Source organism: Acinetobacter sp. AOR34_HL (assembly GCF_027854795.1).
Lineage (GTDB): Bacteria > Pseudomonadota > Gammaproteobacteria > Pseudomonadales > Moraxellaceae > Acinetobacter > Acinetobacter junii.
Genome location: NZ_JAKTID010000034.1, coordinates 17,013 through 40,954 on the forward strand (window position 1 = coordinate 17,013; position 23,942 = coordinate 40,954).

Annotated in this window: 25 protein-coding genes; 12 read left to right on the forward strand and 13 right to left on the reverse strand. The window is 37.2% G+C overall.

The genetic code is table 11. The features are described 5' to 3' along the window. Positions 1 to 93: 93 nt before the first annotated feature. The 4 genes from ftsY to MKL32_RS05230 all read left to right on the forward strand — a co-directional run bounded on the left by ftsY (position 94) and on the right by MKL32_RS05230 (position 3,579). Positions 94 to 1,233 carry a signal recognition particle-docking protein FtsY gene (ftsY, locus tag MKL32_RS05215; protein ID WP_005402561.1) on the forward strand — a complete coding sequence of 380 codons (1,140 nt, stop codon included), beginning with the start codon at positions 94 to 96 and terminating at the stop codon, positions 1,231 to 1,233. Positions 1,234 to 1,478: 245 nt separating this feature from the next. Further along, the gene (locus MKL32_RS05220; protein ID WP_005402562.1) at positions 1,479 to 2,075 is read left to right on the forward strand and encodes a nitroreductase family protein; all 597 of its coding nucleotides are present in this window, start codon (positions 1,479 to 1,481) and stop codon (positions 2,073 to 2,075) included. Between the two features lie 221 nt (positions 2,076 to 2,296). Next, a complete protein-coding gene (locus MKL32_RS05225; protein WP_270900287.1) occupies positions 2,297 to 2,974 on the forward strand; it encodes a YccT family protein in 678 nt (225 codons plus the stop codon). Between the two features lie 122 nt (positions 2,975 to 3,096). After that, positions 3,097 to 3,579, forward strand: coding sequence for a GNAT family N-acetyltransferase (locus tag MKL32_RS05230; RefSeq protein ID WP_270900292.1), 483 nt, complete (start codon positions 3,097 to 3,099; stop codon positions 3,577 to 3,579). A 65-nt stretch (positions 3,580 to 3,644) separates the two neighbouring features. Here the strand turns inward: MKL32_RS05230 and MKL32_RS05235 are convergent, their stop codons facing one another. The 8 genes from MKL32_RS05235 to MKL32_RS05270 all read right to left on the reverse strand — a co-directional run bounded on the left by MKL32_RS05235 (position 3,645) and on the right by MKL32_RS05270 (position 9,484). Beyond that, entirely contained in the window at positions 3,645 to 3,941 is a 297-nt protein-coding gene (locus MKL32_RS05235; RefSeq protein ID WP_004911382.1) for a cyd operon YbgE family protein, read from the reverse strand. 4 nt (positions 3,942 to 3,945) lie between these two features. Beyond that, entirely contained in the window at positions 3,946 to 4,047 is a 102-nt protein-coding gene (gene cydX / locus MKL32_RS05240; RefSeq protein WP_004653762.1) for a cytochrome bd-I oxidase subunit CydX, read from the reverse strand. A gap of 14 nt (positions 4,048 to 4,061) precedes the next feature. Further along, positions 4,062 to 5,207 (reverse strand): cytochrome d ubiquinol oxidase subunit II, encoded by a 1,146-nt coding sequence (gene cydB / locus MKL32_RS05245; protein WP_270900288.1) that lies wholly within the window; start codon positions 5,205 to 5,207, stop codon positions 4,062 to 4,064. Beyond that, a complete protein-coding gene (locus MKL32_RS05250; RefSeq protein ID WP_004911377.1) occupies positions 5,204 to 6,781 on the reverse strand; it encodes a cytochrome ubiquinol oxidase subunit I in 1,578 nt (525 codons plus the stop codon). The genes cydB and MKL32_RS05250 overlap by 4 nt, the downstream gene beginning before the upstream one ends. Next, positions 6,781 to 6,972 (reverse strand): cytochrome oxidase putative small subunit CydP, encoded by a 192-nt coding sequence (cydP, locus tag MKL32_RS05255; protein ID WP_004911375.1) that lies wholly within the window; start codon positions 6,970 to 6,972, stop codon positions 6,781 to 6,783. Before cydP ends, MKL32_RS05250 begins: the two co-directional genes overlap by 1 nt. Before the next feature lie 544 nt (positions 6,973 to 7,516). Then, complete coding sequence (locus MKL32_RS05260; RefSeq protein WP_270900289.1) at positions 7,517 to 8,128, reverse strand: OB-fold-containig protein; 612 nt, start codon at positions 8,126 to 8,128, stop codon at positions 7,517 to 7,519. Between the two features lie 20 nt (positions 8,129 to 8,148). After that, positions 8,149 to 8,454 carry a Rieske (2Fe-2S) protein gene (locus tag MKL32_RS05265; protein WP_005402569.1) on the reverse strand — a complete coding sequence of 102 codons (306 nt, stop codon included), beginning with the start codon at positions 8,452 to 8,454 and terminating at the stop codon, positions 8,149 to 8,151. Between the two features lie 16 nt (positions 8,455 to 8,470). Then, complete coding sequence (locus MKL32_RS05270; RefSeq protein WP_005402570.1) at positions 8,471 to 9,484, reverse strand: adenosine kinase; 1,014 nt, start codon at positions 9,482 to 9,484, stop codon at positions 8,471 to 8,473. Between the two features lie 278 nt (positions 9,485 to 9,762). Here MKL32_RS05270 and MKL32_RS05275 point away from each other — a divergent pair, with 278 nt between their 5' ends. The 3 genes from MKL32_RS05275 to MKL32_RS05285 are packed head-to-tail and all read left to right on the forward strand — an operon-like array spanning position 9,763 to position 14,415. Then, positions 9,763 to 12,702 (forward strand): insulinase family protein, encoded by a 2,940-nt coding sequence (locus tag MKL32_RS05275; protein ID WP_005402571.1) that lies wholly within the window; start codon positions 9,763 to 9,765, stop codon positions 12,700 to 12,702. Between the two features lie 21 nt (positions 12,703 to 12,723). After that, positions 12,724 to 13,887 carry a phospholipase A gene (locus tag MKL32_RS05280; protein ID WP_005402572.1) on the forward strand — a complete coding sequence of 388 codons (1,164 nt, stop codon included), beginning with the start codon at positions 12,724 to 12,726 and terminating at the stop codon, positions 13,885 to 13,887. Next, positions 13,888 to 14,415: a cysteine peptidase family C39 domain-containing protein gene (locus tag MKL32_RS05285; RefSeq protein ID WP_004962096.1), complete on the forward strand. Its 528-nt coding sequence runs from the start codon at positions 13,888 to 13,890 to the stop codon at positions 14,413 to 14,415. It abuts the gene before it with no gap. Here the strand turns inward: MKL32_RS05285 and MKL32_RS05290 are convergent. From MKL32_RS05290 to ilvA, 3 genes are all read right to left on the reverse strand, one after another. After that, positions 14,403 to 15,740, reverse strand: coding sequence for a TrkH family potassium uptake protein (locus MKL32_RS05290; RefSeq protein ID WP_005402573.1), 1,338 nt, complete (start codon positions 15,738 to 15,740; stop codon positions 14,403 to 14,405). The two genes, MKL32_RS05285 and MKL32_RS05290, sit on opposite strands and share 13 nt — an antisense overlap. Continuing rightward, the gene (locus MKL32_RS05295; RefSeq protein ID WP_004911349.1) at positions 15,741 to 16,391 is read right to left on the reverse strand and encodes a potassium channel family protein; all 651 of its coding nucleotides are present in this window, start codon (positions 16,389 to 16,391) and stop codon (positions 15,741 to 15,743) included. 162 nt (positions 16,392 to 16,553) lie between these two features. Next, positions 16,554 to 18,098 (reverse strand): threonine ammonia-lyase, biosynthetic, encoded by a 1,545-nt coding sequence (gene ilvA, locus MKL32_RS05300; protein ID WP_171457196.1) that lies wholly within the window; start codon positions 18,096 to 18,098, stop codon positions 16,554 to 16,556. A gap of 98 nt (positions 18,099 to 18,196) precedes the next feature. Between ilvA and rpiA the strand changes: the two genes are divergently transcribed. Together rpiA and MKL32_RS05310 are read left to right on the forward strand one after the other, a co-directional pair. Beyond that, on the forward strand, positions 18,197 to 18,868 hold the full coding sequence (gene rpiA / locus MKL32_RS05305; protein WP_262578827.1) for a ribose-5-phosphate isomerase RpiA: 672 nt from the start codon (positions 18,197 to 18,199) through the stop codon (positions 18,866 to 18,868). After that, entirely contained in the window at positions 18,868 to 19,560 is a 693-nt protein-coding gene (locus MKL32_RS05310) for a M48 family metallopeptidase (protein WP_262578826.1), read from the forward strand. Before rpiA ends, MKL32_RS05310 begins: the two co-directional genes overlap by 1 nt. On the opposite strand, the gene MKL32_RS05315 is transcribed toward MKL32_RS05310, so the two are convergent. Further along, positions 19,553 to 21,070 (reverse strand): hypothetical protein, encoded by a 1,518-nt coding sequence (locus MKL32_RS05315; protein ID WP_262578825.1) that lies wholly within the window; start codon positions 21,068 to 21,070, stop codon positions 19,553 to 19,555. The genes MKL32_RS05310 and MKL32_RS05315 overlap by 8 nt on opposite strands. Before the next feature lie 297 nt (positions 21,071 to 21,367). Between MKL32_RS05315 and argC the strand changes: the two genes are divergently transcribed. From argC to clpS, 3 genes are all read left to right on the forward strand, one after another. Further along, positions 21,368 to 22,423 (forward strand): N-acetyl-gamma-glutamyl-phosphate reductase, encoded by a 1,056-nt coding sequence (gene argC, locus MKL32_RS05320; protein WP_262578829.1) that lies wholly within the window; start codon positions 21,368 to 21,370, stop codon positions 22,421 to 22,423. An 81-nt stretch (positions 22,424 to 22,504) separates the two neighbouring features. After that, the gene (locus MKL32_RS05325) at positions 22,505 to 23,254 is read left to right on the forward strand and encodes a DUF6776 family protein (RefSeq protein WP_039907935.1); all 750 of its coding nucleotides are present in this window, start codon (positions 22,505 to 22,507) and stop codon (positions 23,252 to 23,254) included. Between the two features lie 22 nt (positions 23,255 to 23,276). Next, positions 23,277 to 23,687 (forward strand): ATP-dependent Clp protease adapter ClpS, encoded by a 411-nt coding sequence (gene clpS, locus MKL32_RS05330; RefSeq protein WP_005402579.1) that lies wholly within the window; start codon positions 23,277 to 23,279, stop codon positions 23,685 to 23,687. A gap of 61 nt (positions 23,688 to 23,748) precedes the next feature. Here the strand turns inward: clpS and MKL32_RS16190 are convergent, their stop codons facing one another. Next, complete coding sequence (locus tag MKL32_RS16190) at positions 23,749 to 23,916, reverse strand: hypothetical protein (RefSeq protein ID WP_017397588.1); 168 nt, start codon at positions 23,914 to 23,916, stop codon at positions 23,749 to 23,751. Positions 23,917 to 23,942 lie beyond the last annotated feature (26 nt).

Genomic DNA, 23,942 nt, shown 5'->3' on the forward strand with positions numbered 1-23,942 from the left:
AAATGAGGGATTTGTAGCAGTCGGGAAAATAAAATCTATTTATGCTAGACTGACCATCTTTTTAAAAAGCTGCTTTATTCTCAAGGAATTGACATGCAACAGCAATCGAATATGCAAAATAAATTCTTGATAGATGCTGATATCGGCGATGATGATGTCACATTACCGAGTTTACCTGCTGTCGATGTTCCCATTATTGAGCCAGCTGTAAAAACAACAGTTGAAACAACACCTGCGCCAGCTACTAACGTCGAAATAACTGAGCAACATCAATCAGTATCTTCAGAAGAGGAAGAAGAAACCAAATCAACAGGTTTCTTTGGACGTATGAAGGATGGATTAATCAAAACTCGTCGTAGTTTTACCGATGGTATGGTCAATATTTTGATTGGTGGTAAAGAAATCGATGATGAGCTATTAGAAGAAGTTGAAGAACAACTTTTGATTGCAGATATCGGTGTTGAGGCAACAAAAACAATTATCGCAAATCTGACAGAGCGTACAGCACGTGGAGATTTGATCTATTCGCATGCTTTGTATAAAGTATTGCAAGAAGAATTGGTAGCATTATTGGCTCCTCGTGTGAAGCCACTACATATTGATCCTAACAAGTCTCCTTATGTCATTTTAATGGTAGGTGTAAATGGTGTTGGTAAGACAACAACCATTGGTAAGCTTGCAAAACGTTTACAGGCTGAAGGAAAGAAGGTCATGCTTGCCGCTGGTGATACTTTCCGTGCCGCAGCGACTGAACAACTGCAGATCTGGGGCGAGCGTAACGATATCCCAGTTGTTGCACAGGGTCATGGTGCAGACAGTGCTTCTGTGATTTTTGATGCATTCGAAAGTGCCCGTGCAAAAGGCATCGATGTTCTCATTGCCGACACGGCAGGGCGTTTGCAAAACAAATCTAACTTAATGGAAGAGTTAAAAAAAGTTAAGCGCGTAATGCAAAAGATAGATGCGACTGCACCACATGAAATTATGCTTATTGTGGATGCTGGTACAGGGCAGAATGCGATCAATCAAGTACAGCTTTTTGATGAGGCTGTTGGCTTGACTGGTATTACAATTACTAAGTTAGATGGTACTGCTAAAGGTGGTGTCTTATTCAATATCGCAAGTCGTACTCATGTGCCGATTCGTTATATCGGTATTGGGGAAAAAATTGACGATTTGCGTCCTTTCTCAGCTAAATCATTTGTTGCTGCTTTGTTCGAGACTGAGAAATAATTTTTAATTATTTAGCTTATTCTTTTAAAAAGAGGTTCTTAGAGCCTCTTTTTTATATTCAAAGCAATGAAAGGAAATTAAGGTAAATCTACAGTTTTATTGTAATCTAAAAATAGGCAACCATTTATGGTCGTTTCAAAAATAAAACGATCTGTTATATTTTTTGGTCTACTAATAAAAAATAAGCCGTTATACACTACATTCAATCCAAGATAACACCCAAAGGGTAAAAGAGGAATAACAACATGAGTAACTTTTTAAACAGCATCAAAGCTCGTCGTACGATTTATGCAATTGGCAAAAACGTGACAGTAGATCAAGCGAAAATTGAAGAAACGATTTGCGAAGCAGTAAAACAAAGCCCTTCAGCATTTAACTCACAAACATCTCGAGTTGTGACGCTTTATGGTGAATCACATACAAATTTCTGGAACATCGTTCGTGAGACTTTACGTAAAATCGTACCAGCTGAAGCATTTGAAGGCACAAATCAAAAAATTGATAGCTTCTCAGCAGGTTTCGGGACTGCATTATTTTATGAAGATCAAGATGTTGTAAAAGGTTTACAAGAACAGTTTGCTTTATATGCTGATAATTTCCCAGTATGGTCTGAACATTCAAGTGCGATTGCTCAGTTTGCAACTTGGACGGCGCTTTCTGAAATTGGTATCGGTGCATCATTACAGCACTATAATCCGATTGTAGATGCGGAAGTTGCTGAGACTTATGATATTCCTGCAAATTGGAAATTACGTGCTCAGTTAGTATTTGGTTCAATTGAAGCGCCAGCAGGCGATAAACCATTTATGGATGACGCTGCACGTTTCAAAACTTTTAACTAAGTTTTCAAGATTATTAAAAAAAGAGCACTTTCAAGTGCTCTTTTTTGTTTTGAAGTAATGGGTTCGTCTAAAGTTCTATTTTTTATATTACCAAAAAAGATGTATATCTAATAAAAGCCGAATTGTAAGCACGGTCGGTTTGGTTTATTGTCATAAAATAGTCACAATCTCGTAGCATAGTGCATACGGTTTCATAAATAGTTTATATCGAGAAGAGTCTAATGTCTTTAAGAGTTGGTGTTGCTGCTTTAGGTTTATTTTTAAGTGGTTCAGTTTTTTCAGCAGTTACAATCACTGCACCAGAAGAAATTGTCATTCTTGCTGTAAACGGTCAAGAAATAAATAATGGTCTTCTCGCATCAAAAAAGAATAACTATCAAGTTGATCCTGGTAATTTGACGATCAATGTGCGCTATCGTGAATATTTTGAGCATTTAAATGGTGAGCATGACATCGTTAAATCTGGCGTTGTAACTTTACAAGCTACAGAACTTAAGGATAACCAGTCTTATGTACTTGGATTAGTGAATGCGCCTAAAAGTTTTGAAGCTGCAAAGAAATACGCTGAACAACCAACAGTGGCTTTGTATGATCAAAACAAAAAATTAGTTGTACAGCAAACGGGTGCGAATAATGAAGCTCAACCATGGTTCACTGGTAGTAATTTAATTAGTCGTACTCTAGATTTAACTAGTAAGAATAAAAATAATGCAGTAAATCAACCAGCACCAGTTTATGGTGCAGCAGCAACTAATCAAGTTATCGAAGCGCCGATTCCAACTGTTGCGAGTACAAATTCGATCAAATCTACAGATCAGCAATTGGTTGATTTATGGCAGAAAGCCTCTAAAGCTGAACGACAAAAGTTTATGGCTTGGTTGGCAGGTCAAACTAATTAATTTTTTAGTATATGTTTAAAAAACCGATGTTATCATCGGTTTTTTATTGGCTCATGATTATTAAAATGTACTTAGATATAAGAAAAGCAAGAATTGAAGATATAGATCGTTTGGTTTAAGTCATTAATGCGGCTTATCGAAATCAATTTGGTCGAAGTTGGACAACAGGCAAAGACTACGTAAAGGGTGCACGTATATCTAAGCAGCAATTAATTTCTGATCTTAATAATAAAAATTTTGAGTTGTATACAGCCCAATTTGAAGAAAAAATAATTGCTTGCATTGGACTGACCCTTATGCGTGAATTTGTAGAAATAGGGACATTTGCAATTGATCCCGATCTACAAAATTTAGGCATAGGGCAACGAATGTTGAGTTTTGCTGAAAAATATATACGTGACACTTATGCCGATGTTTTGAATATTAATCTTTATGTACTTAGTGTGCGTAAAGAACTTATTGAATATTATGAACGTAGAGGATTTAATCGCACTGGTGTTGTTGATGATTATCCAATAACTGGGGAGGTAGGAATACCATTAATCCCATTAAGTCTAGTTGAAATGACTAAAAAATTAGGTGATTGGTTTGTGTGTGTAAAGTAATTTAATTGTAATTACGTTGTGTAAAAAAAGAGGAAGTATGAACTTCCTCTTTTAATATTGATAAATTAATTACCTAACCAAATAAAATATCCCAAAAGCATTAAAGGCCATGCGATAAAAGGGCTAAATAACCATTTCCACAACCAAAATCTAGGTACAAATCCTACACCATGAATAAAACCACCTGAAATCCCAATCATGACTAACATGAGTATGCTGTGATTATAGTGACCATTTTCATCTAGCATGAGTGCAGGATGAACTAATAAAATTGCAGCAAGAGGCAATGCCAACAAAAAGGAAACGGTCATTGCAACAATTTGCGCTTTACTATTCTTTGGTGTTGACATGACTTGAGCCATTTTATTATTCCTCATCTAAGTCTTGGTGATGTTCAATATAGAGTGCACTAAGTACCCCAGCAAAACATGCCATCAGAACGCCTAGAATCCATGCAAAATACCACATTTCACATCTCCTGATTAATACAAACTATGAGAGTTTTCTTCAATATGTTTGTTGGTGATGACACCCCACATTTTGTAGTAAGACCAAGAGGTATAGATCAAAATGATAGGTACGAAAATACAAGCAGCTACTGTCATCACACCCAGTGTTTTATGACTAGAAACAGCATCCCACATGGTTAAGCTTGATGTTGGATCAATACTTGACGGTAATAAGAATGGGAACAATGAGAAACCTGCTGTTAAAATTGCACCAACAATCATGAGGCTTGTACCTGTAAAACTAGTTGCTGCTCTATGTTTTGCTGCGCTAATAATGACTAGTAAGGCTCCAAGAATTGCTGCAATAGGTGCTGCCATCGTGATTGGGTAAGTTGAATAATTATTTAACCAACCATGATTGGCATTTGTAACTACATCTTTTGCAAGTGGGTTTAATGCCGCATTTGTATCTACTGCCACTGCATAACTATAGCCTGAGATATTTCCAAAGAATAACCATGCACCTGCAGCCAAAAAGCATACTAGGAATACAATTGCCATGATTTGAGTTGCTTTGGCTGAGCGATTGTGAAGATCACCATCTGTACGCAACATTAACCATGCACCGCCATGTGCAGACAGCATGCTTAAACTCACTAAACCACAAATAAGTGCAAATGGATTCAATAATGCAAAGAAACTACCTGTATATTGAGAACGTAGAGTTTCATCTAGTGTGAATGGTACACCTAAGAATAAATTACCAAATGCAACACCAAATACTAGCGCTGGAACAGCCCCACCAATACACAATCCCCAGTCCCAAGAGTTACGCCATTGGGTGTTTTCTAACTTAGAGCGATAATCAAATCCAACGGGTCTGAGGAACAAGGCAAATAGTACTAATAATAGCGCCCAATACATTCCTGAGAATGCGACAGCATATACCATCGGCCATGCAGCAAAGAGCGCACCACCAGCTGTAATAAACCAAACCTGATTGCCATCCCAGTGTGGCGCAATCGTATTGATCGCAGCGCGGCGTTCTGAATCATTTTTTCCTACAAATGGCATTAATGCCATAGAGCCCATATCAAAACCATCGGTGAGGGCAAAGCCAATGAGTAGTACACCAACCAAAACCCACCAAATAATTTTTAGGAGTTCATATTCGATCATGATTGAGCCTCCTTAGTGTTTGCAGCTAGTTTCTCAAAGTGATATTTACCAGTATGCAAAGAACTTGGACCTAAACGTGCAAATTTGATCATTAAGTACATCTCGATAATGAGCAATACAGTATAGAAAGCAGCTAGGGCGATAATTGAACCCCATACATCACCAGCACTCACACTAGAAGCAGAAAGATGTGTAGGTAAGATTTCACCAATTGACCACGGTTGACGACCACCTTCTGCGACATACCAACCCGTTTGTGCTGCGATCCAAGGTAGTGGTAAAGCAAATAATGCAAATTTAAGTAACCAAGGTTTATTCTCTGCATTACGTTTAGCCACAGCCCAAGTTGCAAGAATGAAGAGCAAGAGCATTAGGAAGCCTGAAGCAACCATTGCACGGAATGAGAAGAACAGTGCTGCTACGTTTGGAATAGTGTCTTTTGTTGCAGCCTGAATATGAGCTTCAGTTGCATCAACAACGTTTGGTGTATATTTTTTCAATAATAGACCGTAGCCAAGATCTTTTTGATTTTGCTCAAAAGACGCTAGCAATTCTGGAGAGCGATCACCAGCTCGTAACTTTTCCAACTCGCTGTAAGCAACCATACCATTACGGATACGGACTTCATGTTCTTTCATGAGGTCATGTAAGCCTGTAACCTGTTTATCCGTAGAACGAGTCGCAATGATACCCATCACATACGGGATTTTAATTGCATAGTCTGTACGCATCTCTGCTTGGTTCGGGATACCAAATAGAGTGAAAGCAGCAGGTGCAGGTTCTGTATGCCATTCAGCCTCAATCGCTGCGAGTTTAGTTTTTTGAACGTCACCCAACTCATAGCCTGACTCATCACCAAGTAAGATGACTGAGAGTGTAGATGCTAGACCGAAGATCGCAGCAATAGCGAATGAACGACGTGCAAATGGTAAATCACGTTTCTTTAATAAGTAATAGCTTGAGATTGCCAATACAAAGATTGCGCCAGTGACATAACCAGCAGAAACAGTATGTACAAATTTTACTTGAGCAACTGGGTTGAAAATCAAAGCGCCGAAATCAACCAATTCCATACGCATGGTTTCGTAGTTAAACGCTGCACCAACAGGATTTTGCATCCAACCATTTGCGATCAGAATCCACAGCGCAGACATATTTGAACCGATCGCCACTAACCAAGTTACACCTAAATGCTGGACTTTAGATAAACGATCCCATCCAAAGAAAAACAGACCGATAAAAGTGGATTCAAGAAAGAAAGCCATTAGGCCTTCGATGGCAAGTGGTGCACCAAAAATGTCACCTACATAGTGAGAGTAATATGCCCAGTTCGTACCAAACTGAAACTCCATTGTTAAACCAGTGGTAACACCTAAGGCAAAGTTAATCCCGAAGAGTTTTCCCCAGAATTTGGTCATATCTTTATAAATCTCTTTGCCTGAAATCACATATGTGGTTTCCATAATGGCAAGAATAAACGCAAGACCTAAAGTTAGAGGGACGAAAAGAAAGTGATACATTGCGGTCATTGCGAATTGGAACCGCGAAAGATCGACCACGCTTTCAGAAATCATCAACGTGTCTCCTGATTGTTGGACATGTCGCCAGCAATACGCTCAGCGACTTCATTGTTAAAATCTTTGGGAATTGTTGGGGCATCAAACCAGATGTTTTTAATCACAAGCAAAATCACAACTTTAATAATAAGAATGATTGTGATTTCACGGATTAATTTCCGATTAGGATCTTGAGAACTCGTGTTCATAGAACTTAGCCTCATATTTAAAAGATATAAAACATTATTAAATAAAATTTATTAAAAATAAACCTTTAGGATAGTTTAAATAAAAATAAACAATAAAAATTATCAAAAACAACTATTTATGTGTATTGTTGATTAATTTTAATTCTAATTATTATCCAACTAAATTAATTGGTTTTTATTATTTTAAACTTGATTAAAACAGTTGTGATTTAATAATTTTATTCCGATTAAAAAGGTTTGATTTAATTTTAATTAATTTAATCTAAAACCAAGTAAAATAGTATGATAATAAAATATCTAGTATTTACATATGCTTATAAAGTCACTTACATAAATAAATAAAATTAATGATGAAACAGTACTAAAACCTAGTGTAATTGTAGAGTTTATTGTTGAAATTGTGATGCAATTCGCTATATGTACTTTTAGCTAAAGTAGAGTGATAGGAGGGCTGATCTAAACGACAAATATTGTTACTCTTTTTGTAACTGTTTGTAATATTTGATCGTTTGGTGAGCGTTTTGCTTTTGATAAGAATGAAAAATTAATCAGGCGTAAAAAGTTTGTTCGAAATAGATATTTTTTTTGCCAAATAATGAGAGTTGGATTTTCGGCTAATGAGTAGAACCTGAGACTGTAACTCCAGTTCACCGTATTCTGGCTCAACCTGAACATAATAAAGTTGTCCAAATTCATCTCTTACACGCGCTTGTGCTGAAAAACCAGGACGCGCGTTCCCTGTTGAAATGGTTGCTAAGCGACCAATAAGATTTGAATGAGTGTGGGTAACCTTGGGTTTGATGACCTGATCCAGACAGTGAATCATAAAAACGGTAAAGAATATGTCGATGACTAAAGCTGGAATGAATAAATAGTAAGGTGAAATAAAATAGTGTTGAAGTGCAAAAAAGGATAGTTCAAGAAAGTAGCCGGCAAAACTAAAGTTAATCAGTAGGAACACTACGATTAAATATTTTGAGAATTTAACATCTAAAAGAGGTGAGTTCAGTAACCATTCTGGTGTTAATTTCTTAACTAAAGAACTTGGACGTAAACCTATAAAAATCCCAATAGTTTCCGCTATGCTGAGAAAAATCAGAGCCACAACACTCATGTGAAATGGCATAAGATAATAATTAAGAAAAAACTCAGTCATAGCAGAAGTCTTATTGCGTATTAATCAATATAAATACCACCATCAGAGTGGACTTCCAAATTTACCTTCTGAAGATGTTCACCTAGGCATGGACCTGAAATACATTCGCCAGTTTCAACTGAAAACAAAGCTCCATGGGTTGAGCATTGAATGTATTCACGATCTTGATCCAAGAATTGATTTTCTAAGTATTCCAGTTCAGTTTGTAAGTGAGGACAAATGTTTTGATATGCATAAAAACTTCCATCTTTTTGTGTAATAAAAATGGTTGTTCCCTTCATGGTGTCAAATGTACGTGACTCACGTTCTGGGACTTCCTCAGTCATGCAAATTTTTTCCATCTTAAGCACATTCCTGTTGAGCATTTTTAAATTGTTCAAAAAGTTTAGCGTAGTTTTCTACACTTAAACGAGGACCAAATTGAGCGACAACTTCACTTGATATCAAGATTGCGAGCTGTGCTGCTGCATCCAGTGAAAGTCCAGCGTTAATTGCATATAAAAACGCACCCGCAAAGGCATCACCAGCACCATTTGTGTCTACAGCATTCACATGGCGACCTGCAACATGAAATTGATTTGCAGGATCAATAATGACTGCGCCATTTGTCCCTTGAGTAATCACGATATGTTGGTTGTTAGATTTTAAAACCTCAATTGCTGCATCGAGCGTTTCAGTGTTCGTGAACATAAGTGCTTCTTGTTCATTACAGAATAATAAATCTACACCATCATCCATTAACTCTTCGAGACCTTGACGTGCATATTGCACCATCGCAGGATCTGAAAGAGAAAGGGCGATTTTAACACCATGTTCTTTAGCAAGAGCACGAGCTTGTTTGACAGCTGCTCTTGCTGTGTCGCTCGTAGATAAATAACCTTCGATATATAGCCATTTAGCAGTTTTTAATGGTTCGAAATCTATTTGTTCAGAAGTCAATTCTGCTGTGATGCCAAGAAAAGTGTGCATTGTACGTTCAGAATCAGGGCTGATCAGTACCATGCAGGTACCTGTAACACCATTGCTGATTGACTTACTTGTTGTTGTGATCCCAGCTTCATTTAGTCCATTTAAATAAATAGAACCTAATTCATCGTTACCTACACGGCAGCCATAAAAAGCTGAACCACCTAATGCACTGAAGGCTACAGTTGTATTTGCTGCAGAACCACCACTTGCCTGACCTTTATAAGTTTGCGTTTTTTGTAGCTGTTGAAAAAGAGCTGTTTGTGTTTCACCATTGGTCAACTGCATCGTACCTTTTTGCAAAGCATGTTCTGTTAAGAACTCATACGAAACTTTAAATTCTTGGTCAATGAGCGCATTACCAATTGAAAAAAGATCAACAGTTGCCATGTTTGTCATCACAGTTAAAAATCAAAACATGAAGTTTACACGAATGCTAAAGATTACAGTAGTTTGTTGAAGAAAATTCACTTCATTTACGGTGAGCTTTCTATGCTTATTATTTTTAATGTTCAAGGACTGGAATTAAAAAATATCTGACATCAATTTTATGTCACTCGCTGCATTTTTCTACAAAAACATAGTAATTTACATGGATATCTGTAGGGATTGTTCGGTAGACTCAGTATCATAAATTGTAATCATTTTATTAGATAATTGGAGAACTCATGACTGTCGATGTTTCTGAAAGCATTAAACAAACTACTCATCCTGCGTTTCAGCTATTACGTCAACACCATGTAGAAGCACTTGATATTCAAGTATCTGAATATAAACACAAAGTGACAGGCGCAATTCATTACCATTTGGCGACTTCTCACGACGAAAATGTCTTTTTAGTTGCGTTTAGAACTCAGCCAATGGATTCCAAAGGCGCTGCACATATTCTTGAACATACTGCATTATGCGGTTCAGAAAAATTTCCTGTACGTGACCCATTCTTTTTAATGATCCGTCGCTCATTAAATACATTTATGAATGCATTTACAGCCGCAGATTGGACAGCATATCCATTTGCCACTCAGAATAAAAAGGACTTCCAAAACTTATTGTCTGTTTATTTGGATGCTACATTTGCTGCAAATTTAAATCCTTTAGATTTTGCGCAAGAGGGTATTCGTATTGAGTTGGAAAATGATCAGGCAGTTTACAAAGGTGTAGTCTTTAATGAAATGAAAGGTGCAATGAGCTCACCTACAGATCAACTTTACCATCAACTAGCTCATCATTTATTCCCTGAAACTACCTATCATTACAACTCTGGTGGTGATCCAAAGGATATTCCTGATCTGACGTATGATCAGTTGGTTGATTTCTACAAAACTCATTATCACCCAAGTAATGCTGTATTTATGACCTTTGGTAATCAAAGTGCTTATGATTTACAAGAGCAATTTGAAACTTTAGCGCTTCATAAGTTTTCTAAAGGTACAACTTTATATTCAAAACCAGAAAAGCGACTCACAGCTCCTCTTGAAGTGATTGAGAATTACGCGGTTGATAGTGAGGATTTAAAAGATAAAACTTATCATGTTTTATCTTGGTTATTGCCTGAAACAAGTGACATTAAATTACGTTTAGGTATGCGTTTGGTTGAAGGTATTCTTCTTGAAAATTCTGCTTCACCATTACGTCACTATTTGGAAACTTGCGGATATGCACAATCAACTGGTCCGTTGATGGGCGTTGATGATAGTAACTTTGAAATGACTTTCTATTGTGGTGTTCAAGGCTCAAATCCAGAACACGCAAATGAATTCCGTAATGGTGTGTTAAAAGTTTTGAATGATGTTGCTGCTAAACCAGTTGATACGGATTTAGTCGACGCGATATTGCATCAAATCGAATTGCATCAACGTGAAATTAATGGTGATGGAACACCATACGGACTTAGCTTGATCTTAAATGGTTTAGGTAGTGTTATTCATCATAATGATCCTGTTCACGTTTGGGATGTCGATTCTGCGATAGAACAAGTCAAAGAAGAACTCAAAGATCCAATGTGGCTATCTAATTTAATTCAAACGCATTTGTTAGATAATCCACATCGTGTACAAATGACGCTGGTGCCAGATGCCACTAAATCAATCAAAGAACAACAAGCTGAACAAGCGCGTTTAGCTGAAATCACTGCAAATCTAAATGATGAACAGAAGATTGAGATACAAAAGCAAACTGAAGCTTTAAAGCAACGTCAGGATACACCTGATGATTTAGATTTATTACCAAAAGTTGGTTTGGAAGATATTCCAGCAGAGTTGCAAATTGTACAAGGTCAATTACGTGAGATCATTTCAAATGGATTAGACACTCCATTGAATCTTTATCATGCTGGAACCAATGGTATTTACTATCAACAAGTTTTAATCCAAATCCCAAATGAAATTGTGCAATCGCCATATTTTAATTTGCTTTCAATTTTGATGGGCGAGGTTGGTGCAGGAGAATATGATTATTTAGAACTTCAACAAATTCAAACAGCCGTCAGTGGAGGTTTGGGTATGGGAGCTTCATTACGAAGCAAAGTTGATGATAAAGATCGTATCAGTGCATGGTTAACTTTAACGACCAAATCACTTACGCAAAAATTAGATGCGATTCAATTGTTGAAGTTAGCATTTGAGAAACTAAGATTTGATGAAAAAGATCGAATCATAGAGCTGTTACAACAACGTAAAACTCGCTGGCAGTCTCGTTTATCAGGATCTGGCCATAGTTATGCTATGCAGACTGCTTCACGTCAAATGAGTGCATTAGCACGCCGTGATTATCACAATACGGGTTTAGGTGCATTAAACTGGTTAAGTGATTTAGTGGCTAAAATCGATAATGATGATACAGCTTATAAGGCATTAATTGATGAGCTTAAGGCGATTCACCGAAAACTTTTACAAGCACCAAAACAGTTCTTATTGGTTTGTGAAGAACATCATTCAGATCGTTTAGTGGAAGAAATCCAAAATGTCTGGGATAAGTTAGATGTCAGCAAAGAACCCGTAACATTAACTACTGTGGACCACGTAGATACAAATTATGATGAAGCTTGGTTAATTCAGTCAAATGTTCAGTTCTGTGCATCCGCTTATCAAGCTGTAGATGTTGCACATGTTGATGCAGCTCCACTCATGGTATTAGCAGCATATTTACGTAATGGCTATTTGCATAGTGCTATTCGTGAAAAAGGTGGGGCGTATGGTGGTGGAGCAAGCTATGATGGCAATGCCTGTGCTTTCCGTTTCTATAGCTATCGTGACCCACGTTTAGCAGAAACCTTTAATGATTTTGAAGCGAGTATCCATTGGTTATTAAATGCTGAACAAAAAGAACATCAACTCGAAGAAGCAATTCTTGGACTGGTGTCTGGTATGGATAAGCCTGGGTCACCTGCTGGAGAGGCAATAACGGCATGTTATGCATTACTACATGCACGCACACCAAAGTTCCGTAAACTTCTACGCGAACGATTATTGCATGTTACTTTAGCTGATTTACAAAGAGTTGCTAAAGAATATCTATTGGAGCAAAAACCTGTGAGAGCAGTAGTGGCTCCATTTGCTAAACGTGAGGAGTTACAAAACTTAGGTTTTGAAATTCAGCAAGTCAATTAAAAGAAAAAATTGGAGACCGCTATGACGTTCAAAAAAATTGAACGTGCTCAATTGGAACTAAGTATACTGGCTATACTTAGTTCTTTTGCTGCATCAAACACCTTTGCACAAGTCGCAGAACCTGCCACTCCAGCTACTGTCGAAGCATGTGTTGCATTAAGCTCAAGTGCAGACCGCTTGGCTTGCTATGACAGCATATTTAAAGCTCCAACCGTCATTGAGCCGCAGGTTACAGAACCAATGGTAGCGGCTGCACCTCCCGTTAAATCAAAAGAGTTAGAAAAAAGCTCACCTGAAAGTTTAAAAGATAAAGTGGTTCAAAAAGTCAGTGATTTGAATCTGATTGGCGCTGCTCCGAAATTTGATCCAAATGTATCTTTACTAGATCGACGTTGGGAGTTATCTGAAGAGAGTAAACTGGGTGTTTGGAATATTCGTGCGTATCAGCCTGTTTATTTACTGCCAGTTTTTTGGACAAGTGATAAAAACGAATATCCAGAGAGTCCGAATCCAAATAACACAGTGACAGATAAGCAAAATTTGACTTCTTCTGAAGCTAAATTCCAGATTTCCTTAAAAACCAAAGCTTGGGAAAATATTTTCGGAAATAATGGTGATCTATGGTTGGGTTATACGCAATCATCACGCTGGCAAGTTTATAACTCAGAGGAGTCTCGTCCATTTCGAGAAACCAACTATGAGCCAGAAGCGAGTTTAATGTTTAGAACAAATTATGAACTTCTAGGGTTAAATGCACGCTTATTAGGTGTGACGCTGAATCACCAATCAAATGGTCGTTCAGATCCATTATCAAGAAGTTGGAATCGAGTTATCTTCAATCTTGGTTTTGAGAAAGATAATTTTGCTTTGATGCTGCGTCCTTGGTATCGAATTGAAGAAGATGTGAAAGATGATAACAACCCTGATATTAAAGATTATATTGGGCGCGGAGATTTGACAGCTTTCTACCGACACAAGGAAAATGATTTTTCACTTATGTTGCGCCATTCACTGAAAGGTGGTGATAAGTCACATGGGGCTGTGCAGTTTGATTGGGCATTTCCAATCAAAGGTAAGTTACGTGGTCATCTACAACTGTTTGAAGGCTATGGTGAGAGCTTGATCGACTATAATCATCGAGCAACATATGTCGGACTTGGCGTTTCTTTGATGAACTGGTACTAAATGAGTTTAGACATTCCTGATCCATTATTGCAGCTTGAGGCAAATTGTGGGGTTTTTGCAGTATGGTTGATTCTAAAGCAATATCAATCAAATATTGATATTGCTGAGCTTATTCAATTATGTCGGCATGATTACAACGAAGGAACCTTTACAATTGCTTTGGCTGTGGCATTGAAAAAGTTAGGATTTGAAGTCTCATTCTATACCGCTCCTGACCCTGATATTGATGAAATTGAAAAGAAAATTTACTTAGAGGCGAAGCAACTTCAGATCCCAATTAGACCTGCTTTGACGTATGAGAAGATTCAGCAAGCCTATGAAGATGGCAAATTCGTTATTGTGTTTTATGACACATTAGATGGGGCGGGAAATCAGTCGTTGATCTATTCTATTGATGAGCAAGAAATTAGTTTTTGTGATCATTTTGAGGTTATGTCAAAGGCTGTATTCGAGCAACAATACCAAGCTGATGAAATTTGTCAGCAAGCTATCGTGGTCGAGCAGCCTTTAAACTTTTATCCAATCTGAATATTCGCATTTGCATGTTTCAAGCGGCTCTTTTTAGGGGTTGCTATGAGATATGCAAGGGTGAGTGGACCTAGTCGTCCTGTATACATAAGCAAGCTTAATACAAATAAACTACCGTCATGTAATTCGCCTGTCACACCACGAGAAAGTCCAACCGTACAAGCAGCTGAGACGACTTCAAACATCAAATCTAAAACATCTAATTTTGGTTCAAGCAGAAAAAGCGTAAAACACCCAATAAATACTAACATGCCTGTAATCGCAGCTACGGCTAAAGCTTTATAGGTCGTTTCATGAGAAACAGAGTGATTAAAAATACGAATTTCTTCGTTACGTCGTAAAAATGAAACAACAGTAAGTAATAAGATCACAAATGTTCCAACTTTTATACCGCCTGCAGTACTTAAAGAACCACCACCAATAAACATCAATAGCATAGTAAGTAGCGCGGTACTATGCTCCATTGCACTGGTATTGATGGTATTAAAACCTGATGAACGAGGAACAGTAGCCTGAAACCAAGAGTTCATCGCTTGTTCACCTAATGTCATTGGACCAAGTGTTAATGGGTTATTTGATTCTAAAAGCCAAATAAGAATAAAAGCGATAAGATTTAAAACAAGAATAGTACTGAGTATAAGTTTGCTATTCGGTGTTAATTTACTCCATTTCTTATTCTGTTTTACATCAATTAGTACTAGAAAGCCGATACCACCCAGCGTATAAAGCATACTAATCGTTAAGCAGATCAAATAATGACTTTGAAAGTTGATTAAACTATTGTCAAATAAAGAAAAGCCTGCATTGTTGAAAGCGGAAATACTGTAGAAAATCGAATAATACAATCCTCGCCCTACACCGTACATTGGAATAAATGATGTACTCAGGATGATTACACCAATCAATTCAAATAATAAGGTATAAAGTACAACGCCTTTTGCTACGAATGTAACTTTAGATAAGCTTGTTTGCCCTAGACTGTCTTGAGCCATCATTTGTTGTTTAAGACCTAATTTGGGTGCCAAACTGAGAGCAGCCAAAATCGCGAAGGTCATAAAACCTAAACCACCAGATTGAATCAATAATAAAATTATAACTTGTCCGAGATGGTTAAATGATTCATTTAAATTCACCACAGATAGACCAGTAATCGTGACCGCTGAAGTTGCAGTAAACAAAGCATCCATCCAGCTTAAGTTTCCTTTGTTTGCAATCGGAAGTTTAAGCAGTAATGTTCCAATAATGATAAAGCTTAAGAACCCAATCGCGAGCAATGTCGGTGGGCTAAGATTAAATATCTTTTGCGAATTTATTTTTATGGTCATTTAGAGGAAGCATCCCGATAATTTTTTTAGATGGGTGAGTAATCCTTCTAATATGAGTACGTCACCTGTTTGTAAGGTAAAACTAGAGTCGATTTCATAAATAATTTGTTCATCACGTTTAAGTAGTAAAAGTTTGATATGAGGTTCTTGTTTGAGAATGCCTGATAGATTTACCTTGTTTAGTTTCTCATGCACAGGCACTTTAATGATGTAATGATCATGATCGAGTGCCATGTAACGGCTAACCATAGGATAGTTAAGCGCTTGTGCAACTCGAACCCCCATGTCTTCTTCAGGATGAATAATTTTAGTGATATTTAAGTGAGAAAGAATTGTGTGATGAGCTTTGGTTTTAGCTTTTACTAAGATTTTTTCTACACCCAAATTTTTGAGGTTTAATACACACAAAATACTTGCTTCAATATCTTCACCAATTGCAACAACAACGGCATCACAATTTTGAATATTCAATTCTTCTAGTACGTGCTCATCTGTAGCGTCAGCAATAACGGCATGAGTGATTTGATCAGCCAAATTTTCCACATTGCGCTTGATCGTATCAATTCCAATAACATCATGATTCAGTTTAGTGAGTTCTAATGCAACAGTCGCCCCAAAACTTCCTAAACCAATGACTGCAAACTGTGCCATAACAATCCTTAACTAAATGAAAAAAATATCTTTTTAACTATTTTAAGACGGAATAATTTGAGCGTGTGTAATCATTTGTGTGCAAAGAAAATCAACTTATAAAAAGACAATATTCAAAATAAAACCGACATATTTGTCGGTTTTAAATCAGATCAGATTTACTTATTTGAGGAAACGTTTATATCCAATATTATCGCTAATTTCGGCATATGGATATGTGATTTGCTCTAAGGTTTCAATCAGCCCATCTGGATTTTGCTTCGCATCAGTTGCTTCTAAACCAACCAAAACACGACCTTCGGCTGCACCATGATTACGATAATGGAATAAAGTGATGTTGTGGGTTGGACCGAGACGCTCAAGGAAGGTTAATAGTGCTCCAGGTCGCTCAGGAAATTCAACACGGAATAGACGTTCATTTTCAATGTTAGCATGTCCACCGATCAAATAACGGATGTGAAGTTTGGCTACTTCATCATCAGATAAATCATCTACTTCATATTGCTGTTTCAGCATTTCATGAATTTCATGGCGTTCAATTTCACCACCTTTCAAGCTGATTCCGACAAACACTTGAGCTTGATTGCTATCACTTGCACGATAGTTGAACTCAGTAATGTTACGTCCTTGCAATGAACGGCAGAAATTCAAAAAAGCACCTTTCTGTTCTGGAATCGTAACAGCGTAAATTGCTTCACGACGTTCACCGAGTTCGGTGCGCTCAGCAATATAGCGTAAGCGATCAAAGTTCATATTCGCGCCACACACAATTGAAACCATGTTCTTATTATTTAATTGGTGTTCAGCTACATACTTTTTGATACCAGCTAAAGCCATTGCACCAGATGGTTCAACAATACTACGGTTTTCATCAAAAGTATCTTTAATGGCAGCGCAGATTTCATCTGTATTTACTGTCACGATATCAGGCTCTACGATAGGTCCTGAATTATCAGACTTGCGTAGACGAACCATTTCGAAAGGTAATTCGCCTATTTGTGCTACTGCTGTACCATCCGCAAATAAGCCAACATGAGGTAGAATTACACGTTCATTTGATTCTAGTGCTGCTTTTAAACAAGCTGATTCTTCGTATTCAACACCAACAACTTTAACATGTGGTGCAACTTCACCTAGATATGCTGCAACTCCAGCAATCAAGCCACCACCACCAACAGCAACAAAAACATATTCAACATCACGCCATTGACGCAATATTTCATTTGCTATGGTTCCTTGACCTGCAATGACCAATTCATCATCGTAAGGTGGAATGAAAACTAAACCTTCATCTTCTGCGCGTTGTTTGGCATATTTGTTCGCGACATCAAAGCTATCGCCGTGTAAAACGACCTGACCACCAAGATTTTTAACAGCCTGAACTTTGATATCAGGTGTCGTACTAGGCATAACAATGATCGCATGAATTCCTAGTTTTTTTCCTGACAGTGCAACACCTTGAGCATGATTACCCGCAGATGCGCAGATAACACCACGTTCCAATTGATCTTTTGGTAATTGACTAATTCTGTTATAAGCACCGCGTAATTTGAAAGAGAATACAGGCTGTAAATCTTCACGTTTAAATCGAATATTATTATTAATTTTTTGACTAATTCGTGGAGCTGCTTCAAGCGGTGTTTCAATTGCAACATCATAAACAGTTGCTTGTAAAATTTGTCGTACCACACGAGACAGCATGTTCATCTTCCCTATAACAGTTTAAAATAGTCAGTCATTGTAGCAAACCCCTGTGCATTTGCGCTGTTTTCTTGCAGCAAATGTCAAAATAGTTGAGTGAAGTCATGAGTCTATATGCAACCCAAGATGAAAAAAAACAAGCTGCGGCAAAAGCAGCTTTAAAGCATTTGCCTAAAGGCGGCATTTTGGGCGTAGGAACAGGAAGTACCGTTAATTTTTTAATTGATTTATTACCTGAATTGCAATTAGAAGCTGCAGTTGCGAGTTCAAATGCGACAGCAGAACGCTTAAAAAAACTTGGCATCGAAGTTGTAGATATGAATTCAGTAGGTAGTCTAGATGCTTATGTTGATGGTGCAGATGAAATTGATCGTCATATGCACATGATCAAAGGTGGCGGTGCTGCTTTAACTCGTGAGAAAATTGTTGCTTCAATTGCGAAAAAATTTGTATGTATTGTTGATGACTCAAAGTGGGTTGAGCAATTAGGTCGTGATTTTCCTTTACCTGTTGAAGTCATTCCAATGGCGCGATCAGCTGTTGCACGTAAAATTGTAGCTTTAGGCGGTGATCCTGTTTATCGTGAAGGTGTTGTGACAGATAACGGAAACGTAATTTTGGATGTTTATAACTTAAATATTTTAAATGCGATTGAGTTAGAGAAAGCACTCAATAATATTCCTGGTGTTGTGACAAATGGAATTTTTGCTTTAAATGCAGCTTCTATTGCAATCGTAGCTACCAATAATGGTATCGAAGAACGTACTGCTCAATAATGCAATCTGTAAAATCAGACGAGAAACTACCAGAAATTAAAATGGTTCGACACGCAAGAGCTAAGAATTTACGCCTGCGTGTGGATCCAACTGGAATTCGTCTGACCGTGCCTTTATTTTGTTCACAGCGACAAATTCAGATGTTTCTCAATCAATCAGAACAATGGTTGATTGAGACATGGGAAAAACAACAAAAGCAAAGTCCCAAGTATTCAGAATTTCCTGAGCACTTACAATTGTTTTATCATTCAAAACCATTTTCTGTAATTCAACAATCTCAACGTATGATTTTTAAATTTGATTGGGAAAATAACATATTGCATGTTAAAAATGATCAGATTGAAAGAGCACTACAATCTGCTGTTTTATCTTACAGTAAAGAATTTTTACCCATATTCCTAAATGAGATCAGTAGAGAAATTGGGTTGAGTTTTAGGGACTGTTCAATTCGAAAACCAAAAACACGATGGGGTAGTTGTAGTTCGCAGCATGACATCATGCTAAATGCAGGTCTAGTACTTATGCCTGAATATTTAGTTCGATCTGTATGTATACATGAATTGGTTCATACGGTTCACTTTGACCATAGTGCAGTTTTTTGGGCTGAAGTTGAAAAACATGACCCAAATTATTTGGAGAACCGCAGGCAACTGAAAAATAATCAATTACCTGCGTGGTGGTATGTTAAATAAACTTACATTCAAGTTGTGTTTTTGATAATTGATCAGGTGCCTTTCGCACATCTAAACCATAACTAGCACTTTGAACTTGATTTTCCTTAATTTTTACTTGAAGGAAAGCATATTCTAATGAAACATTATTTGGTTCAGTTGAGCTACTATTTAGAATATATTCTCTTGTCGTTTTGTTGACTTGTAAAAGATTATCTGTACTGTCTGCATCAAGTACTGAACGATAAATTTGAGTTCCTTTGATAAGTTCAACCGCACCATTAGCACGTATATTGAGTGTGCAGTTATTCGTATTGTCTTTATAACTACCAATTAAATATTCAATAGAGGGCAAGTTGGGGTTTAGATTGTTAACGCCAGTTAATCCTTGTTTGCAGGCAAATAATGACCCATTACAAGTCTCAGTACTATCTATGAAACCAACAGCTCGGCGATAGTCTCCAGCACCAGACACTCTGAATACTTGTGAGGAGTTAAATCTAGGTTCCTCACCAGCATACAATTTATCCTCTAATTGACGATAGCCATCAGGATTAACAGTCGCTTGTTGGTAATTGTTTGCAAGTTTCAAAACCGCTTGTTTTAAAGAAGATGCGAATAAATTTCTGGTGTTCTCTTGATTCTTGGCAATATCAATAAGATTGTTTTTTGCAGGATCAACATTATCGGGTGGGGTTACCACTAATGTTTTTAAGACACTATTGTCCCCGCGAATAAGTTTTGAATCCAAATAACCATCTTTTAAATCCAGTGCAATGTTCTTGGTAAATTCATCATATGAATTTGTTGGATATACATTTGCCCATTGTTGAATATAACCAAAACTAAAGTAAGTGTTTATATATAGTGCAAGTCGAGAAACAATATCCTGTTGTGTGAACACATTAAGTTGGTTAGAAGTATTTAAATTAGGAAAGTCATTGCGGTGAAATGCTCTTAGAAGTGCTGTGTTTACATCTTGAGTGGCTAAAGATAAATGTAGCTCACTAATTTGAGTTGGATCTACTGTCTCATTTGGTAAATGACCAGACCGGATTAACGCACGCTGGTAGATAGCCTCAGAACTTGGATTGATGAAGATTGGTTGTGTTAAATTGCTAGTATCTACTTCGATCAATGCATGTTGTGTAATATTCAACGGTTTGTATAGACCACTTAGAAAATCAAAAACCAAAGAACTAGGTTTTGTTGATAATTCAATTCTATAAAGACGTTTAGTGTTTAAAACAGAAGGTAGTGTAACTGTAAGATTAGATGTCGTGCTCGCTTGTTGCTCTAAGACGAGTGTGTTGTCAAAGTTATCATATAACTTAACGACTACATCACGCATCTCAACCGGAACTTTGATATCGAAATTCTTTGGTTTAGGAACAGTCACTATAGGTGCTGGGTCATTTTTTGCTTCACTTTCACCACTACCACAACCAACCAAGGCTGTACTGATTAGTAAAGTGCTAACACCAAGACATAAAAATTGATTTAATCTTTGTTTTGTTCTCAAAGAAGGCATTCCAGCTCTCCAAAATTCTGCATCCATGAAAATTATTATTTCCGCTTGGGTTTTATTCTATGCGAATATCCTATTCATTCAATAGAAATTCATGATCAATGGTCGTTTGGTATCATTTTTTATAAATTAGATGCTTAAGTTTGACTTGTTCTGTGCAATTAAGCCATCCCATGACAATTATTTAATGATACTTGAATTTAGTTTTCTTATAGAAATCTTCATACGTGGTGCAGACTTATAGATTGAGAAATATGAGTCAAACTGCCATACTAGCCAACAAATTCAAGTATTGAGGTGCTGCACGTGATTTCTGTTGGTATTGTTGGGGGAACTGGATATACAGGCGTTGAATTATTACGTCTTTTATTAAGACATCCGCAAGCCCGAGTTGATGTTTTAACATCACGTACAGAAGCAGGAAAACGTGTAGCTGATATGTTTCCAAGTCTTCGTGGACACACTGAATTAGAGTTTTCTGATCTTGATCTAGATCGTCTCAAACAATGTGATGTTGTTTTCTTTGCAACTCCACACGGTGTAGCAATGCAACATGCTCAAGAATTGATTGATGCTGATACTAAAGTTATTGATCTAGCTGCGGACTTTCGTTTGCAGAATCTTGCTGAATTTGAAAAATGGTATGGTATGCAACACAGCTGTCCAACTGTTTTAACTGAATCGGTTTATGGTTTGACAGAGCTTAATCGCGAAAAAATCAAAAATGCGAGAGTAATTGGTAATCCAGGATGCTACCCGACAACAGTTCAATTGGGTTTGGCTCCGCTTCTAAAAAATGATACAACCCTTATCAATACTCAAAATATCATTATTGATGCGAAATCAGGTGTATCGGGTGCTGGACGAAAAGCAAGTCTTGGCATGATTTATAGTGAAAATGCAGATAACTTCAAAGCATATGGAGTTGCAGGTCACCGACATCATCCAGAGATAGTTGAAGCGCTTGAAAATATTTCTGGGCAAAAAGGGCAATTCAATCAAATTTTATTTGTGCCACATTTAGTGCCGATGATTCGTGGCATGCTAAGCACTATATATGTAGATTTAACAGCGCAAGGTCAGAAGTTGGATATCCAAGCTCTGTATGAAGATTTTTATAAAAATGAAAGATTTGTTGATGTTATGCCTGCTAATAGTTCACCTGAAACTCGTAGCGTACGCGGAGCGAACGAATTACGTATCGCTTTATATCGTTTGCAAGAAAATAAGCTGATTATACTTGTCGCTCAAGATAACTTGGTTAAAGGTGCCGCTGGTCAAGCGATTCAAAATATGAACTTAATGTTTAATTTTGATGAAGCTGCTGGCTTAGAATGTATTGGTTTATTACCATAAAAAACGGTTTTGTACTTCACACACATTTAAATTTCGATTTAAATGTGTGTTTTGATGTAAGTCATAACGATAGAGATGATGATGGATAACGTTGATCCGACTATTTCACCAGATAGTTCCGCTAACAAAAATAACTTTCTCAAAACGAATTTACCTTTAGTGATTGCTGCTACAGTATTAATCGGTGGCAGCTTTATGCTTGGTTATACCGTAGGTCATCGTCAAGGATTAACAGTTGTTGGTTATGATGCAGATGCAGAGCAGTTAGTTGAAGTTGTACAAAAGCAAAAGACTGCTTTAGATTCAGTTAGCAAAAGCTTAAATGCAGCTGTTCAAGAAAGAGATATGGCTGTAGGAAATGCTGATGAGCTGTTTAAAGCGATAAATCAAGCAAATGCTGATAAAACTCAATTTGAAACAATGAATGCAATTTATCGTGAGAAATTGAGACAGCGTGGCGGCGTTAGTTTAACAATTCAGAATCTAGCCGTTAAATCACTTCCTGAAAATGCTTATGAGTATCAAATTGATTTAATCCAAGTAAGTCCAAGCAAGCGTCGTGCTGTAGGTACAGTTGAGTTGCGATTGATTAAAGATACAGAAATACTTGTAGTGCCATTAGAAGACAAGAACTTTAATTTTGATGATTTTGAACGATTGACTGGCCGTTGGACAATGCCAAAAGGTTTTGTCCCTCAGTTTATTGAAGTAAGATTATCAAGTGGTGCTACACCTGTGATTAAGAGATTTAGTTGGCAGCGTGGTCAACCAGTAGATGTAAGCTCTGCATTTGTTTCTGAAATTCCACAAGCCGAAGCAAATGCCCAATAATTTAGTAGATCAAGTAACCAATATGCGAAGATATAAACGTCAGATGAGTTTAAGTGAAGTGAAAAGTTCTTTTCAGCAGTCAGGATTAATTGATTGGCACTTAGGTCCACGTTTGAGTGACTCGCATGAGGATCATGAAGGAGAGGTTGTTGTGCAAACAGCTCCTCCTGAATTAAAACGCCCACCTTTATACGCAGTTGTTTTGCTGAATGATGATTACACGCCAATGGACTTTGTCATTGAGATTTTACAAAGTTATTTTGGGATGGATTTTGATCAAGCGAGTCAAGTGATGTTGACCGTTCATTACGAAGGTAAAGGCACTGCGGGCGTATATCCAAGAGATATTGCTGAAACCAAGGCGAATCAGGTAAATAATTATGCTCGATCGCAGGGTCATCCATTACTTTGTCAAATTGAGCCAAAAGCATAATTTTCTATAAATTTAGAATTAAAAAATAGATTTGCTGTCAATTTAAACAGTTGATTGACTTTTATGCTGTTTGTAATTGAATTTTTACAACAATATGCTGTTTTGAATCTTGACCAAGATGCTCAACTAATGCTAACAGTAGATTATGAAGCAAAGAGTATAGTAGCCGCCAAATTTCATTGCGATTACAGCAGCTCAAGCGGATTAAATCCATAATTAGCTCTTTCATGAAAATTCATATATTTCGGAATGGAA